Annotated in this window: 15 protein-coding genes; 6 read left to right on the top strand and 9 right to left on the bottom strand. The window is 64.3% G+C overall.

The features are described 5' to 3' along the window. The first annotated feature begins 51 nt into the window (after positions 1–51). From L867_RS0112305 to L867_RS0112290, 4 genes are all read left to right on the top strand, one after another. Complete coding sequence (locus tag L867_RS0112305) at positions 52–777, top strand: pseudouridine synthase (protein WP_084638555.1); 726 nt, start codon at positions 52–54, stop codon at positions 775–777. 194 nt (positions 778–971) lie between these two features. Further along, positions 972–3,035, top strand: a complete 2,064-nt coding sequence (locus L867_RS0112300; RefSeq protein ID WP_028737170.1) for a M3 family metallopeptidase — start codon at positions 972–974, stop codon at positions 3,033–3,035. A gap of 157 nt (positions 3,036–3,192) precedes the next feature. After that, on the top strand, positions 3,193–5,028 hold the full coding sequence (gene typA / locus L867_RS0112295) for a translational GTPase TypA (protein WP_028737169.1): 1,836 nt from the start codon (positions 3,193–3,195) through the stop codon (positions 5,026–5,028). A gap of 197 nt (positions 5,029–5,225) precedes the next feature. Then, positions 5,226–5,732 carry a GNAT family N-acetyltransferase gene (locus L867_RS0112290; RefSeq protein WP_028737168.1) on the top strand — a complete coding sequence of 169 codons (507 nt, stop codon included), beginning with the start codon at positions 5,226–5,228 and terminating at the stop codon, positions 5,730–5,732. Between the two features lie 12 nt (positions 5,733–5,744). Here the strand turns inward: L867_RS0112290 and L867_RS0112285 are convergent, their stop codons facing one another. Further along, a complete protein-coding gene (locus L867_RS0112285; protein ID WP_051438948.1) occupies positions 5,745–6,368 on the bottom strand; it encodes a hypothetical protein in 624 nt (207 codons plus the stop codon). Between the two features lie 195 nt (positions 6,369–6,563). On the opposite strand from L867_RS0112285, the gene ppa reads away from it, so the two are divergent. Then, positions 6,564–7,097: an inorganic diphosphatase gene (ppa, locus tag L867_RS0112280; RefSeq protein ID WP_028737166.1), complete on the top strand. Its 534-nt coding sequence runs from the start codon at positions 6,564–6,566 to the stop codon at positions 7,095–7,097. A 2-nt stretch (positions 7,098–7,099) separates the two neighbouring features. Here ppa and L867_RS27950 read toward each other — a convergent pair whose 3' ends face one another. Continuing rightward, the gene (locus L867_RS27950) at positions 7,100–7,414 is read right to left on the bottom strand and encodes a DUF167 domain-containing protein (protein WP_028737165.1); all 315 of its coding nucleotides are present in this window, start codon (positions 7,412–7,414) and stop codon (positions 7,100–7,102) included. After that, positions 7,411–7,731, bottom strand: coding sequence for a YggT family protein (locus tag L867_RS27945; protein WP_232363922.1), 321 nt, complete (start codon positions 7,729–7,731; stop codon positions 7,411–7,413). The genes L867_RS27950 and L867_RS27945 overlap by 4 nt, the downstream gene beginning before the upstream one ends. Positions 7,732–7,846: 115 nt before the next feature. Between L867_RS27945 and L867_RS0112265 the strand changes: the two genes are divergently transcribed. Continuing rightward, positions 7,847–9,091 (top strand): MFS transporter, encoded by a 1,245-nt coding sequence (locus tag L867_RS0112265; protein ID WP_028737163.1) that lies wholly within the window; start codon positions 7,847–7,849, stop codon positions 9,089–9,091. On the opposite strand, the gene L867_RS0112260 is transcribed toward L867_RS0112265, so the two are convergent. From L867_RS0112260 to hemC, 6 genes are all read right to left on the bottom strand, one after another. After that, positions 9,079–9,810: a glutamine amidotransferase gene (locus tag L867_RS0112260; protein WP_028737162.1), complete on the bottom strand. Its 732-nt coding sequence runs from the start codon at positions 9,808–9,810 to the stop codon at positions 9,079–9,081. The genes L867_RS0112265 and L867_RS0112260 overlap by 13 nt on opposite strands. Continuing rightward, the gene (locus L867_RS0112255) at positions 9,800–10,282 is read right to left on the bottom strand and encodes a tellurite resistance TerB family protein (protein WP_028737161.1); all 483 of its coding nucleotides are present in this window, start codon (positions 10,280–10,282) and stop codon (positions 9,800–9,802) included. Before L867_RS0112255 ends, L867_RS0112260 begins: the two co-directional genes overlap by 11 nt. 9 nt (positions 10,283–10,291) lie before the next feature. Beyond that, positions 10,292–11,878: a heme biosynthesis protein HemY gene (locus L867_RS0112250; protein ID WP_028737160.1), complete on the bottom strand. Its 1,587-nt coding sequence runs from the start codon at positions 11,876–11,878 to the stop codon at positions 10,292–10,294. Between the two features lie 11 nt (positions 11,879–11,889). Then, the gene (locus tag L867_RS0112245; protein ID WP_028737159.1) at positions 11,890–13,176 is read right to left on the bottom strand and encodes a COG4223 family protein; all 1,287 of its coding nucleotides are present in this window, start codon (positions 13,174–13,176) and stop codon (positions 11,890–11,892) included. Between the two features lie 88 nt (positions 13,177–13,264). Then, on the bottom strand, positions 13,265–13,990 hold the full coding sequence (locus tag L867_RS0112240; protein ID WP_028737158.1) for a uroporphyrinogen-III synthase: 726 nt from the start codon (positions 13,988–13,990) through the stop codon (positions 13,265–13,267). 3 nt (positions 13,991–13,993) lie between these two features. Continuing rightward, positions 13,994–14,923, bottom strand: coding sequence for a hydroxymethylbilane synthase (gene hemC, locus L867_RS0112235; protein ID WP_028737157.1), 930 nt, complete (start codon positions 14,921–14,923; stop codon positions 13,994–13,996). Between the last annotated feature and the right edge of the window lie 19 nt (positions 14,924–14,942).

Here is a 14,942-nt window from a genome sequence, read left to right as displayed (position 1 = left end):
CAGGATGCGGACGGCAATCTGGTGGCAAAACTCCCGCAAGCGGCGCCGGGCATGCGCGTGACCCTGCCAAGGGCGCTTTCCAAGCTCGGTTATTGTTCGCGCACCCAGGCGGAAAAGCTGGTGGCCGGCGGCCATGTGTCCGTCGGCGGCCGCCGCGTGACCGATCTTTCCGCCTGGGTGGACATCCGCACGGATCGCATCGAGGTCGACGGAAAGCCGGTGGCTGCGGAGGCAAAGGTCTACCTGATGCTCAACAAGCCGCGCGGCCTCGTGACGACCCGCGACGATCCCGAAGGCCGCGAAACCGTCTTCTCCTGCCTCGAAGATCTCGATATTCCGCATGTCTCGCCTGTCGGCCGATTGGACAAGGCAAGCGAGGGTCTGCTGCTGTTCACCAATGATACGGTGCTCGCCCAGCGCCTCCTCGACCCGGACAGCAATATCGCCAAGACCTACCACGTGCAGACCCAGGGTCGTCCGACCGAGGCGGATCTTGCCCGCATGACGGCCGGCATTCTGGACGATGGTGAGTTGCTGAAGGCGGCCGGAGTGAAGGTCCTGCGCGAGGCCGACAAGACCTGCTGGCTGGAATTCGAGTTGCGCGAGGGCAAGAACCGCGAGATCCGCCGCATGCTGGAGGCGCTCGGCTTCGAGTGCCTACGCCTCATCCGCATCGCCTTCGCCGGCCTGCCCCTTGGCGATCTCGAAAAGGGCAAGGTGCGCGCCCTGACGGACGCCGAGGTCACAGCACTGAAGCGCCGCGCCGAGCGGGCCTGACCGCCTGGAACGACGCCGCAGCGTCGCGTCTACGCCGGCGACGAACCCGGCCCTTGCGGATGTCCACTGCCCGGCGCAATGCCCACAAAATTTCGTGCCGGAGGCTCTGCGTGCTTGCCAATCCGGCACAGCGAATACCATATCGCAGGACGAGCCCGTTTCGCGGGCGCAGGGCTGGCCTAGAGGAAATCACCATGAGCACATCGTCGTCCGTCAATCCCGCCGTCTTCGACTGGTCCGGCCCGAACGGACTGCCGCGCTTCGAGGCCGTCTCCGACGACGACTATGCGCCGGCCTTCGATACCGCCCTTGCCGCCCATGACGCCGAGATCGACGCGATCGCGAAAAATCCGGAAGCGCCGACCTTCGCCAACACGATCATCGCCTCGGAGACGGCGGGAGACGAACTGTCGCGCGTCTCGGCGCTGTTCTGGAACAAGGCCGGCGCCCACAGCAATGATGCTATCCAGGCGCTCGAGCGTGAGATCGCGCCGAAGATGTCGCGCCACTATTCGAAGATCGGCATGAATGCCGACCTGTTCCGCCGCATCGACACGCTGTGGGAGAAACGCACCGAACTCGGCCTGACGACCGAGGAGCTGCGGGTGCTGGAGCGCCACTGGAAGGGTTTCGTGAAGTCGGGCGCCAAGCTCGAAAAGACGAAGCAGGAGCGGCTTGCCGCAATCAACGAGCGGCTGGCGAGCCTCGGCGCGCAGTTCGGCCAGAACGTGCTGGCCGATGAGAAGTCCTGGTGCCTGCCGCTCGACGGCGAAGACGATCTTGCCGGCATTCCGGATTTCCTGAAAGAGGCGATGGCATCGGTCGCTGCTGCGCGCGGCGAGGGGCACTCTTATGTCGTCACGCTGTCTCGTTCGATCATCGAGCCGTTCCTCACCTTCTCGACACGCCGGGACCTGCGCGAACAGGCGTTCAAGGCCTGGGTGGCGCGCGGCGAGAACGGCGGCGAGACCGACAACCGGGCGATCGTCAAGGAGACGCTGGCGCTTCGAGCGGAAAAGGCGGGGCTGCTCGGCTATGCCAATTATGCGGCGCTTAAGCTCGACGACACCATGGCCAAGACCCCGGAGGCGGTGAACGGGCTTCTGATGAAGGTCTGGGAAAAGGCGCTCGATCAGGCCCGGATCGAAGAGCGCGAGCTTGCCGTGTTGATCGCCGAGGAAGGCAAGAACCACGAGGTGATGCCCTGGGACTGGCGCCACTATGCCGAAAAGCTGCGTGCCCGGAAGTTCGACTTCTCCGAAGCCGAGCTGAAGCCCTATCTGCAGCTCGAGAAGATCATCGAGGCGTGCTTCGATGTGGCTGGCCGGCTGTTCGGCATCAAGGCGGTGCCGCTCAAGGATGTCGTCGGATACCATCCGGATGTGCGGGTCTTCGAGATCCGTGACCGCGAGGACAAGCTGGTCGCCATGTTCCTCGGCGATTATTTTGCCCGGCCGTCGAAACGCTCCGGTGCCTGGATGAGTTCGTTCCAGTCGCAGCACAAGCTGCCCCTGAAGAACGGCGCGGTCGGCGAGATCCCGATCATCTACAACGTCTGCAACTTCGCCAAGCCCGAGGCGGGCCGTCCGGCGCTTCTGTCGCTCGACGATGCGCGCACCCTGTTCCACGAATTCGGTCACGCTGCGCATGGCATGCTGTCCAACGTCACCTATCCGTCGGTCGCCGGCACCGGCGTGTCGCGCGACTTCGTCGAACTGCCCTCGCAGCTTTACGAACACTGGCTGACGGTTCCGGAAATCCTCAAGACCTACGCCGTGCATTATGAAACCGGGCAGCCGATGCCGCAGGCCCTGCTGGAAAAGGTTCTGGCAGCCCGCACCTTCAATGCCGGCTTTGCCACGGTCGAGTTCACGTCTTCGGCGCTGGTCGACATGGCGTTCCACACCCGGGGCGCCGTCGAGGATCCGATGGCCGTGCAAGCCGAGGTGCTGAAGTCGATCGGCTTGCCGCAGTCGCTGGTCATGCGTCACGCCACGCCGCATTTCCAGCACGTCTTTGCCGGCGACGGCTATTCGGCCGGCTATTATTCCTACATGTGGTCGGAGGTGCTCGATGCCGATGCCTTCTCCGCCTTCGAGGAAACGGGCAATGCCTTCGATCCGGCTATGGCCGAGAGACTGAAGGCCAATATCTATTCGGTCGGCGGTTCGATCGACCCGGAAGTGGCCTACACATCGTTCCGCGGCCGGTTGCCGAGCCCGGAGGCGATGCTGAAGAAGAAGGGTCTCGCGGCCTGATCGGGCATATTTCGTCCGAATTTCTGCTCCGTCGGTAACCATTGAGCCGGTGCCGACGGTTTGCCCTCTTTCGCAAATGCAAAAAAAAGGTTATGAGCGCCCCAAAGTAACAGGCGCGCCACCGGCAATTGCGCCAGAGCCATCAGAGATCCTAATCATGAAAATGCGCAACATCGCGATTATCGCGCACGTCGACCATGGCAAAACAACGCTCGTCGACGAACTCCTGAAGCAGTCCGGTTCGTTCCGCGACAATCAGCGCGTTGCAGAACGCATGATGGACTCGAACGACCTGGAAAAAGAGCGTGGCATCACCATTCTCGCCAAGGCGACGTCGATCGAGTGGAAAGACACCCGCATCAACATCGTCGACACCCCCGGCCACGCCGACTTCGGCGGCGAAGTCGAACGCATCCTGTCGATGGTGGATGGCGCGATCGTCCTGGTCGACGCTTCGGAAGGCCCGATGCCGCAGACCAAGTTCGTCGTCGGCAAGGCGCTGAAGGTTGGTCTTCGCCCGATCGTCGCAATCAACAAGATCGACCGTCCGGACGGCCGCCACGAAGAAGTCATCAACGAAGTCTTCGACCTGTTCGCCAATCTCGACGCGACCGACGAGCAGCTCGACTTCCCGATCCTCTACGGTTCGGGCCGCGACGGCTGGATGAACGTCAATCCGGAAGGCCCGAAGGACCAGGGCCTGGCTCCGCTGCTCGACCTCGTGCTGCAACATGTTCCCGAGCCGAGCGTCGGCGATGAAGACGGTGCGTTCCGCATGATCGGCACGATCCTGGAAGCCAACCCCTTTCTCGGCCGCATCATCACCGGCCGCATCCATTCGGGTTCGATCAAGCCGAACCAGTCCGTGAAGGTTATCGGCCAGGACGGCAAGCTGATCGAAAACGGCCGCATCTCCAAGATTCTCGCCTTCCGCGGCATCGAGCGTACCGCCATCGACGAAGCCCATGCAGGCGACATCGTCGCGATTGCCGGCCTTTCCAAGGGCACCGTCGCCGACACCTTCTGCGATCCGTCCGTCACCGAGCCGCTCACCGCGCAGCCGATCGACCCGCCGACGGTCACCATGTCCTTCCTCGTCAACGACAGCCCGTTGGCCGGCACCGAAGGCGACAAGGTTACCAGCCGCGTCATCCGCGACCGCCTGTTCAAGGAAGCCGAAGGCAACGTCGCGCTGAAGATCGAAGAGGCCGAAGGCAAGGATTCGTTCTTCGTCTCCGGTCGCGGCGAATTGCAGCTGGCCGTTCTTATCGAGACCATGCGTCGCGAAGGCTTCGAACTTGCCGTGTCGCGTCCGCGCGTCGTCATGCACAATGACGAGACGACCGGTCAGCTGATGGAGCCGATCGAAGAAGTCGTCATCGACGTGGATGAAGAGCATTCCGGCATCGTCGTGCAGAAGATGTCCGAACGTAAGGCCGAAATGGCCGAGCTTCGTCCCTCGGGCGGCAATCGCGTCCGTCTCGTGTTTTTCGCGCCGACCCGCGGCCTCATCGGCTACCAGTCGGAGCTTCTGACCGATACCCGCGGCACGGCCATCATGAACCGTCTGTTCCACGACTATCAGCCCTACAAGGGTCCGATCACCGGCCGCACCAACGGCGTCCTGCTGTCCAACGGCGCCGGCGAGGCTGTCGCTTACGCAATGTTCAATCTCGAGGACCGCGGTCCGATGATGATCGATCCGGGCGAGAAGGTCTATGCGGGCATGATCATCGGCATCCACACCCGAGACAACGACCTCGAAGTCAACGTTTTGAAGGGCAAGCAGCTCACCAACATCCGCGCCGCCGGCAAGGATGAAGCGGTCAAGCTCACCCCGCCGATCCGCATGACGCTCGACCGTGCGCTCTCCTGGATCCAGGACGACGAACTGATGGAAGTCACGCCGAAGTCGATCCGTCTGCGCAAGATGTATCTCGATGCCAACGACCGCAAGCGGTTCGACAAGGCACGCGCTGCCGCCCAGGCCTGATCATCGTCACCAGTTAATTCTCAAAACCCCGGCTCGCGAGCCGGGGTTTTTGTTTGTGTATTGGAAGGTGTCGGGCTTGCGACAGGCCTTAAGATTGCGTTAAATTTTTCGCCATGGTCCAGATGAGAGCGCTGGAGGCGGTTTGACGGGAGAGACTTGCTCCTGTCGGCATCCTTCAGCCGGACGAAAGTAGCGTTATGAAGACGTTGTCGATCGATGTGCGCCCTGCCGAGCCGCAGGATGCAGCCTCCATTGCCGAGGCGCACCGAAGCGCGTGGCAGCACGCCTATGCGGGGCTCATTCCGCATCGCCCGCTCACCAAGATGATCGAACGGCGCGGCGAGACCTGGTGGCGCAAGGCGACGCGTGGGCCGGCCACCATCCTCGTGGTCGATGTCGCCGGCATGATCGCCGGCTACACCACGCTCGGGCTCAACCGCGCGCGCGCCCTTCCGCAGGAAGGCGAAATCTACGAAATCTACATGCGGCCCGAATATCAGGGCATCGGCCTTGGCCATACGCTGTTCGGCGAGGCGCGGCGCCTGCTGAAGTCTCTCGGCTGTAACGGCATGGCCGTCTGGTGCCTGGAAGACAGCCAGCACGCCGTCGATTTCTTCCGCTCCAACGGCGGTGTCGACGCCGTCGAGGGCCTCGAAGACTTCGACGACGTCCAGTTGAAGAAGCTCGGCTTCATCTGGAACTGAGTTTGGCTTCGTCTACTCCCCGGTAAGCCCCTCGGGCCAGACATGGGTCTGCTCGCTCGTCTTATCGCCCCGTTTTCCGACCCACATGCCTTCCTGGTATCCGCAGGCAAAGTCGCGCGCATCGCTGTCGGCGACCTGGCGGGCGAGCTCGTTGGCGTTGGAATTGGACAGGGCGTCGACATAGCCGACGACGCAGCTGAGGCCGTCATCCGGCTGGGCGACCCGGGAGATCACCAGGACCTGTCCCTCCGCCTCCTTGGTCGGCATGCCGGTGTCACCGATATTCTCGATGAACCACCGTAGGATGGCGGCGACAGGCTTGCCGGAGCCGTCGAGGCGCCATTCCACCTTGGTGTTGATGTGGTTGAAAGGCTCGAAGGATTCGAAGGCGCCCTCGATCAGTTCGGCGCGCACCGGACCGTAGAGAACGCTCTGGCGCAAATCCCCTTCGGCGAAATGAATAGGGTAATCCTTGTAGCCCTTGCATTTCATCGAAGCGCCCATGTCGTCGGCGGCGATCGTCTGGCAGCGGTCGAGGTTGAGGTCGGTATAGACGCTCTCGTTGGCCAGCGCCGGACCGGACAGTCCAAGAAACGCGAAAGCAAGTGCGGTGGTCAGGCAGCGGAAAACGAGCATCGAAGGTCCCCTCTCGTAATACTCCCACCGATATAGCAGAGCGCGGGCCGGATGGCGCGGGGGGACCCTGAAAAAGCCTGGAAATCCGGGCACTGCGGATCGCCCGCTTTTGGGACCTTCGTCCAAAGCCGTGTTGCATTGCATCCGAATTCCCATTAGGAAACGCGGGATTTCAACACTCCCATGGGGCTGCAAATGCGTATTGATGCAATCAAGATCGGCAAGAATCCGCCGGATGACGTGAACGTCATTGTTGAAGTGCCGGTCGGCGGCCACCCGATCAAGTACGAGATGGACAAGGAAGCCGGCGCGCTGATCGTCGACCGATTCCTCTACACGCCGATGACCTATCCGGGCAATTACGGTTTCGTGCCGCACACGCTCTCGGAAGACGGCGACCCGATCGACGTGCTGATCTGCAATACGCGCCCGCTGGTTCCCGGCTGCGTCATCAATGTCCGCCCGATCGGCGTCATGGTCATGGAAGACGACGGCGGCAAGGATGAGAAGATCATCGCCGTTCCGTCGCCCAAGCTGACGCAGCGCTACGACAAGATCGAAAACTACACCGACATGCCGGAGATCACGCTCAAGCAGATCGAGCACTTCTTCGAGCACTACAAGGATCTGGAGCCCGGCAAGTGGGTGAAGATCGCCGGCTGGCAGGATGTCAGCGTCGCCAAGACGCTGATCGTCGAGGCCATCGAGCGCTACAAGGCTCAGAAGTAAGGTCAGTCGGCGACAAGGCCGTCTATCCGTTTTGCCAAATCCTCCGGGTCGCCATCGATCCGGAGGATTTTTTGTCTGGCGGTGTCGCCGGAGACGACCGAAACGGATGATTTCGGAACGCCGAGCGCCTTGGCCAGAAGCACGACCAGCGCCTTGTTGGCCTTGCCCTTTTCCGGAACGCAGGAGACGCGGGCTTTCAGATAGGCCTCGCCCTCGGCGTTCAGCTCGACGCCGTCGATGGCATCACGCCCGCCGTTCGGGGTCAACCGAACGGCGAGCCGCAAGTGATCGGCAAAAGCCTTGTAAGGGGGGATCACAAGAACAAGGGAACGATGCTGTTCCACATCAGCGAACGGATGAAGAAGATGATGAGCAACACGACGATCGGCGAAATGTCGATGCCGCCGAGATCCGGCAGGACGCGGCGCAGGGGGCGAAGCACCGGTTCCGTGACGTTGTAGAGGAAGGTGCCGATCGAGTTGACGAAGCGGTTGCTCGAGTTGATCACGTTGAAGGCATAGAGCCATGAAAAAATGGCGCTGGCGATGAGCACCCAAGTATAAAGGTTCAATGCCAGGTCGATCGTCTGAAACAGCGCGAGCATGCAGGTCTCCATTTCTCGGTTGACAGACATGTAGACATTGGCGACTAAACGGACAAGTGCCGTGGGCCGGGCGATGCGGAATCATGTTTAATGGGTGGATCGGCCCCTCGCCGTTGCGCCTTCGCCCGAGTGGAAAGTTCCTTTGATGACCCCAGCCTCGTCCGGCGACCGTTTCGCCGCCTTCCGGCACGTTTCCTATCTCCGCTTCTTTCTCGCCCGGTTCCTTGGCGCTTTCGCGACGCAGATTCTCAGCGTTTCCGTCGGCTGGCAGATGTATGACGAGACCGGCAGCGCCTTCTATCTCGGGCTGATCGGGCTGGTGCAGTTCCTGCCGTCGCTGCTGCTCATCCTCGTGACCGGCTCGGTCGCCGACCGATACAACCGGCGCGCCATCGTGGCGATTTGCATGATCGTCAGCGCCTTTTGCGGCGCGGCCATGCTGGTGCTGACCGCGTTCGACGCCTTCGAACCGATCTTCGTATTCGCCATTCTCGTGGTGTTCGGCATCGAGCGGGCCTTCAACGCGCCGGCCGTGCAATCGCTGGCGCCCAATCTGGTGCCGCCGCAGGACCTCGGCAATGCGGTCGCGTGGAACTCGTCCTCCTGGCAGACGGCGTCGATCGTCGGTCCGGTGGCGGGCGGCCTGCTCTACGGCGTGAGTGCCGTGCTTGCCTATTCCGTGTCCTTCGCGTTTTTCGTCGCCGCCGCGGTTCTCGTCTTCATGGTTGCCCGCCCCGCCCAGCGCAGTGCGCCCAAGGCCGTGTCGTGGAACACGATCCTTGCCGGCTTCCGTTTCATCTTCGGTGAAAAGGTGGTGCTCGGGGCAATTTCGCTGGATCTCTTCGCCGTCCTTCTCGGCGGCGCGATCGCTCTCATGCCGGTCTTTGCCCGCGATATCCTGACGCTCGGGCCGCTCGGGCTTGGCCTGCTGCGCGCTGCGCCGGGGATCGGGGCGATCATGGTTGCCGTGGCGCTCGCCAGCTTTCCGATCCGTCACAATGCCGGCCTGTTCATGTTCGTCGGCGTCGCCCTGTTCGGCGCCGGCACGATCCTGTTTGGGTTGTCGGAGACGGCATGGATCTCGATCGCCGCGCTGATGCTGATGGGTGCGGCCGACATGGCCTCCGTCTATGTGCGCGAGACGCTGATCGCGCTGTGGACGCCGGACGAGGTGCGCGGCCGGGTGAATGCGGTCAACATGGTTTTCGTCGGTGCCTCGAACGAGCTCGGCGAGTTCCGTGCCGGCACGATGGCGCATCTCGTCGGGCCTGTCCCGGCGGTGGTGATCGGCGGGGCAGGTACGCTGGCAGTCGCCGTGCTCTGGGCGCTCGGCTTCCCGCAGCTGCGGAAGATCGACAGCCTCGACGCACCCAATACTCAGGCGAAGTGACGGCTCTTCACGAAGACCAGGTGGAGGAATTCCGAGAGCCAGGCCTTGAGCGGTCCATCGAAGATCATCCGGCCTTCGAGATGGTCGCGGCCCTGCTGGGCGTTGGGCATGATGAAACGGTGCGCGCCATGCACGACCCAGCGCTGCATCATGGCACGGGTCAATTCGGCATGGAACTGCAGGCCCCAGGCATTGTCGCCGTAGCGGATGGCTTGGTTGCGATAGACGTCGCCCTCGGCCAGCAATTGGCAACCCTGCGGCAGGTCGAAACCCTCGCGGTGGAAGTGGTAGACCATTTTCGGCCAGTTGCGCATCAGCAGGCGGCCATGCTCCGTCGGGTGGATCGGATACCAGCCGATTTCGACGCGGCCTTCCGGCTCGGCCTCGACCTTGCCGCCGAGATGGCGCACCAGCATCTGGGCGCCGAGGCAGATGCCGAGATAGGGCTTGTTCTCCTTGAGCGGCACGGCGAGCCAGTCCGTCTCTGTCCTGACGAAGGGATCCGGGTCGTTGGCGCTCATCGGGCCGCCGAACACCACTGCACCGGCATGGGCCTCGAGCGTTGACGGTAGCCGGTCGCCGAGAACGGGCCGGCGGATATCGAGCGGAAAACCTTTCTCGATCAGCATCTGGCCGACCCGGCCGGGGCTGGACCTTTCCTGGTGGAGAACGATCAGGACCGGCTGCCGGTCCCGGCGCCGGTCAGGATCATCCAGCATCGCCGCCGCCCTCGAGGCCGGCGCGTGCCTCGGCCTCCTGTCTTTCGTGCACCCGGTCGCGTCCCGATACGCCCAGCAGATCGGCGATCCGCCAGATGGCGTGATCCTCCATCTCGCTGCGGGCACCGTCGGCATAGACGATGTCCCAGAGAATGCCGACCAGCTGCTGGCGCTGGGTCTCATCCAGCGACCGCTTCAGGTCCGAAGTGAAGCGGTAATAGTCGACCGCTTCGCTCTCCGCCGCGCTGCCCTGCGCCAGAAGCGCATCGAGTGCGTCCTCATCCAGGCCATACTGCTCGCGCATCAGCGAGCGAAGCTTGGTGCGCTCGGCGTCATGGACGACCCCGTCGGATTCCATCACCTGCAGACAGAGCGCTGCCACGGCAATGCGCGGATCGTCGGGGGCGAAAGCCGGCTGCTGCTGACTGGATTGGGTCAGGCTCTGAAAGAAGGACTGCAGTCGTTCCAGCATCTGGCTTCCTCAGAACAGTTTCAGTCGGGATTTCTGATCGCCGCTTGGCTGAGCGCCCTCGCGAACGCCCGGATCATCCGGCGGACGGCCGAAGAACGGTTCGGGCGCCGGCTCGGGCTTCGTCTTCCTTTCGTCGCGCGCGGGGACGGGCTTGACCGCCGCCGGCGGTGCGGTCTCGGCGGCCGAAACCACGGTCGCCGGTGCAGCCGCCGCCGTTGCGCGCTCCACATCGACCGTGCTGATCGGGGGCAGGGTTTCAAGGGCGATCGTGGCGCCGCTGACCGCACCCTCCTCCACCGGGCCTTCCAGCTGGTCGAAGGGCACTTTCCACTCGAAGGCGTCGAGCTTTCCGGTGACCGGCGAGAGCGGCAGCCATTTGTCGGAGACGTAGCCGTCGGCAACCCAGGCCGGATCGCGGCCAGCCTTCAGCGCCTGCGCCATCCAGTGACGGATGCGGCCCTGGTCGCCGGTTTCGGCTTCCTCGATGTCGGCCAGCAGCAGATAGACGCGCTCGCTCGAATGCATGCGCGCGGCAGCCTCCGCCTTGGCACGGGCCTTTGCGAAGTCCTGCGCGTCGAGGGCCGCTTCCGCCACGATCAACAGGGATTCGACATTGTTGGTTCGCAGCGATTCCAGGCGTTCGGCGCGCTTCAGCCGGTCGACGGCGCTGTCGCCGCCGCGGGCGCGCAGATAGGCATGGGCGATCTCCGGGTGCGGGTTGAGCTTCCAGACCTGTTCCAGCACGCTCGAGGCCTTGCGCAGGTTGTCCTCGCGCAGATAGGCCTTGGCTGCGACGATCGCGGCCGGAACGAGATCCTTGGCAAGCTTCAGCGCCTGGAGCGCGTTGTCGCGCGCGGCTGCGGGTTCGCTCTCCAGCCGATCCTCGGCCTTTGCCGTGAGAAGCACGGCTTTCAGGCGTTCCGCATCGGGGCGGTTGAGCACATGGGCGACCCGCTGCTGGTCGAGCAGGCGGATCGAATCGTCCCAGTTGCCCACGCGGCAGCGATATTCGAGTGTCGCCTTGGCGGCCCAGGGCAGGTAGGGCGCACTCTCGGCAGCGGTTTCGGCATATTGCCGCGCTGCCTCGTAGGCGCCGAGCCGGTCCGCCTCGACATAGAGGCCACGCAAACCCAGTTCGCGGGTCTCGGGATCATCGGCCATCTGCTGGAAGAGCCGGCGCGCCTCGTCGTGGCGTCCTTCGATCACGGCTGTCTGGGCGTCGAGCACCAGGATCAGCGGCTCCTGGTCGGCGCGCAGCAGGCCGCGTGCCCGGGCGCTCATCTTGTGGGCGAGGGCCGCATTGCCGGCGCCGGCCGCGATCAGCCCGGTCGACAGGGCCTGGTAGCCGCGGTCGCGGGTGCGGGCGCGGAAATAGCGGCGCACCGAATGGGGCGAGGTCCACAGCATGCGGACGAACCACCAGATCACCATGAAGCCGGCGATGATGGCGAGCAGTATCGAGGCGGCGACCATCAGGCTCATCTCGATCAACTGGCCCTGCCAGAGGATCGACAGCGAGCCGGGGCGATCGGCGAGCCAGGCAAAGCCGAAGCCGAGGGCGAGGATGGTGAGGATGAAGAACAGAATTCTCAGCATGGATTGCTTCCTCAGCCCTTCTTGCCGCTGACGACGGCGGCGAGTGCATCGCCGACCAGCGCCTCGATATCGATCCGGGTCTTGAGCATCGACACGTAGTCTGTGGATACTGCCTTGCCGGCCTCCGGCAGGCTTTCCCATTCGAGCGCGGCGCCCTTGAGGTCGCCGTTCTGCAGCTTGTCTTCCATGCGGGCGAGGATCGCTTCCGGTGTCGCGCCTTCGACATTGCCGACCGGGCGGACCTTGACGACGGACAGCGCGCTCGACAACAGACGCTGGCCGATGCCCTCGTTGGGATCGGGCTGGTGGATGGCGGCGAGGATTGTGTCGGCGACATCGCCGAATTTGCGCACGAGTTCAGCGCGCGAGGCGACACCGGTCGCGGCGTGCGGGCGCAGCCCCGCGACGGCGGGATCGTCGGGCGAGATGCTGGCCAGCGCATCGAGCTCGGCCATGAAGGGACCGCCGCGCTCGGTCGCGGATTTCAGTGCGGTGAGCGCGATCGCCTTGGCCATCTCCACGTCGGTGCGCGGCGCATCGAGCTTCTTCTCCGCTTCCGCGAGACGTTCGGTGAGACGGGTCTCGGCATCGCCGAGAGCGCTGGCATTGCCGGCGATTTCGCCCTTCAGGGCGGCGATCGCCTCGTCGGCCTGGGCAAGCTTCTGCCGCAGTTCGTCGAGCGCCGCAGCGTCGGGCGCTGCAGCCGCCTGGCTGGCAACCGATCCTTCCAGGGCGGCCAGCCGTTCTTCCAGGCGGGGATCGGTCGCGGCCGGAGCACTGGAGAGACCGGCGATCTGCGATTTCAGGGTTTCGATGTCGGCGGACAGGCCGGACGTATCGGCGGGTGCTGCGGCCGGCGGTGCGATGGCCGGCAGGTAGCCGGCATATTGCATGCTGCCGGCGCCGGCCAGCGCCACGAGCCCGCCGAAAATGCCCGCGGCGACTATTGCCGGCAGGGCCGGACCGGATCTTGCCGGAGGGGAAGCTTCCCGTGGCGGTTCGGCGGCGGCGATGCTCTCGGTGGTCGCTTCGGCCGTCCGCGTGGTTTCGGCCGTCGGTTCGACAACGTCTTCAATGACTACTTCGCCGGATGCGCCCGGCGAAGGCTCGGCGGCAGCCGGCTGCACGTCGTCGAAGGACGCGCTCGCAGTGCCGGCCATCACCGTTTCCGCGATGTCGGGCGCGTCGGCGGGTTCGCGCTCGGTGGAGGCATCGGCATTTACCGACTCGGCCGTCAGGTCGATGGTGACCGGGTCGTTGGGCGACTTCGAGCGGCGGGGCGGCTTTCCGGAAACCATGTCAACCTCTTCATTTCCCTGCGGTCCTTTAAAACTAGTCAGTCGGACGGGGGAAAGAAAGAGCGAAGATCAAATTTGGCCCTCGACCTTAGAGTAGGGAGAGGAGCGATGCCTCGGTCGGGACCGGCGCGACCTGCGTTCTCGAGCGGAATTGTTCCGGGACGACCGCGGCGATTTTTTCGCTCAGACAGAGAATTCGGGTGCCGGAGAGCGCCGCCTGACCGGACTTTGAGAGTGGCAGATCGAACAGGCGGCGAGCGCTCTCGCTCGAATAGAGCAGGATCACATCGACGGGAGCTGTGCCGAGCACCTGTATGATCTCGGAGGAGGAGGGGGCGAGCGGACGCATGCGGTAGCATTCGCAGATTTCGACCGGCACGTTGAGGCCTGCGAGTTCGGTTTCGAAACCGGCGGCGCGCGGGCTCCCGGCAAGATAGAGAAGCGGCCGGTCCGAGCTGAATGCCGGATCCGTCTGCCCGGCGATCATCCGGGCGAGGGCCATCCCGTCATTGTCGCCGGCGACAACGCTGCGGAAACCGAGGTTCCAGGCCGCACTCGCGGTGCTTTCGCCGACGGCGAAACAGGCCATGTCGAAAAATTCCGGTGGCAGATCCGGCAGGGCGTGCAAGGCGCGAATCGCCTCGGCGCTGGTCACTGCGATGGCGGCATGGGGACGCGCAAGGGCAGCGGCCAGAGCGTTGATGTCGTGTTCGGCCACGGCCAGCGGCAGCAGCAGCGGCTCGTGGCCGCGCCGCATCAGTTCGGCCGCAGTGCGGCTTGCGGCCGGTTCGGGGCGCGTCACCAGAACGCGCATGGCTCAGCTCCAGCTGGCGAAGAAGTCGGGGCCGGCCTTGGCGCGGATTGCCTCGCCCGCAGTACGGCCGACGGCAACGGCGTCACTGCGGGCGCCCCCGGTCTCGATCTCATGAAAGCGCGCGCCGTCCGGCGTCAGGATCATGCCCGAGAAGGTCAGCTTGTCTCCGTCGCAGCGCGCATAGCCGGCGATCGGCGTGCGGCAGGAACCGTCGAGGGCTCCGAGGAAGGCGCGTTCGCAACTGACCGCGTCGAAGGTGGCGCGGTCGTTGATCGCTTCGAGCAGGCCATTGATCCTGTCGTCGCCGATCCGGCTCTCGATGCAGATCGCGCCTTGCGCGGGGGCCGGCGGGAAGTCCTTCGGGTCGAGCAGTTCGGTCGGCACGTCCTGCTTGCCGAGGCGTTTCAGACCGGCATAGGCAAGCAGCGTCGCATCGACCTGACCTTCGGCGAGCTTGCGCAGGCGGGTGTCAACAAGGCCGCGGAAGGTGATGACGTTGATATCGGGGCGCAGGCGGCGGATCAGCGCCTGGCGCCGCAGCGACGAGGAGCCGACCGTCGCGCCGTGCGGCAACTCGGTCAACCTTGGTGCGGTCGCGCCGATGAAGGCGTCACGGACGTCCTCACGCGGCAGGTAGGCAGAAAGGACGAGGCCTTCCGGCAGCTTTGTCGGCATGTCCTTCGAGGAGTGCACGGCGAAATCCAGGTCGCCAGACAGCAACTGCTGTTCCAGTTCCTCGGTGAACAGGCCCTTGCCGCCGATCTCCGAAAGCGGGCGATCGGTGATCCGGTCGCCCTGCGTCGACAGCACGACGACCTCGAACAACGCCTCGGGCAGGCCATGGGCCGCCATCAGCCGGTCGCGGGTCTCATAGGCCTGCGCCAGCGCGAGCGGGCTGCCGCGCGTGCCGATGCGGAAAGGTTTTGTTTGCATCCGATCTGATCCGTTGTTA

The organism is Paenirhizobium selenitireducens ATCC BAA-1503, from assembly GCF_000518785.1.
Taxonomy (GTDB): Bacteria; Pseudomonadota; Alphaproteobacteria; order Rhizobiales; family Rhizobiaceae; genus Allorhizobium; species Allorhizobium selenitireducens.
The sequence above is the reverse complement of the archived record's forward strand: the minus strand, read 5'-3'. Positions and strand labels throughout refer to the sequence as shown.

What these genes read in the sequence shown, in the direction of transcription:
- L867_RS0112305 (WP_084638555.1), top strand. Translation starts at nt 52, where the DNA reads ATGCGCGTGACCCTGCCAAGGGCGCTTTCCAAGCTCGGTTATTGTTCG.
- L867_RS0112300 (WP_028737170.1), top strand. Translation starts at nt 972, where the DNA reads ATGAGCACATCGTCGTCCGTCAATCCCGCCGTCTTCGACTGGTCCGGC.
- typA (WP_028737169.1), top strand. Translation starts at nt 3,193, where the DNA reads ATGAAAATGCGCAACATCGCGATTATCGCGCACGTCGACCATGGCAAA.
- L867_RS0112290 (WP_028737168.1), top strand. Translation starts at nt 5,226, where the DNA reads ATGAAGACGTTGTCGATCGATGTGCGCCCTGCCGAGCCGCAGGATGCA.
- L867_RS0112285 (WP_051438948.1), bottom strand. Translation starts at nt 6,368, where the DNA reads ATGCTCGTTTTCCGCTGCCTGACCACCGCACTTGCTTTCGCGTTTCTT.
- ppa (WP_028737166.1), top strand. Translation starts at nt 6,564, where the DNA reads ATGCGTATTGATGCAATCAAGATCGGCAAGAATCCGCCGGATGACGTG.
- L867_RS27945 (WP_232363922.1), bottom strand. Translation starts at nt 7,731, where the DNA reads ATGTCTGTCAACCGAGAAATGGAGACCTGCATGCTCGCGCTGTTTCAG.
- L867_RS0112265 (WP_028737163.1), top strand. Translation starts at nt 7,847, where the DNA reads ATGACCCCAGCCTCGTCCGGCGACCGTTTCGCCGCCTTCCGGCACGTT.
- L867_RS0112260 (WP_028737162.1), bottom strand. Translation starts at nt 9,810, where the DNA reads ATGCTGGATGATCCTGACCGGCGCCGGGACCGGCAGCCGGTCCTGATC.
- L867_RS0112255 (WP_028737161.1), bottom strand. Translation starts at nt 10,282, where the DNA reads ATGCTGGAACGACTGCAGTCCTTCTTTCAGAGCCTGACCCAATCCAGT.
- L867_RS0112250 (WP_028737160.1), bottom strand. Translation starts at nt 11,878, where the DNA reads ATGCTGAGAATTCTGTTCTTCATCCTCACCATCCTCGCCCTCGGCTTC.
- L867_RS0112245 (WP_028737159.1), bottom strand. Translation starts at nt 13,176, where the DNA reads ATGGTTTCCGGAAAGCCGCCCCGCCGCTCGAAGTCGCCCAACGACCCG.
- L867_RS0112240 (WP_028737158.1), bottom strand. Translation starts at nt 13,990, where the DNA reads ATGCGCGTTCTGGTGACGCGCCCCGAACCGGCCGCAAGCCGCACTGCG.
- hemC (WP_028737157.1), bottom strand. Translation starts at nt 14,923, where the DNA reads ATGCAAACAAAACCTTTCCGCATCGGCACGCGCGGCAGCCCGCTCGCG.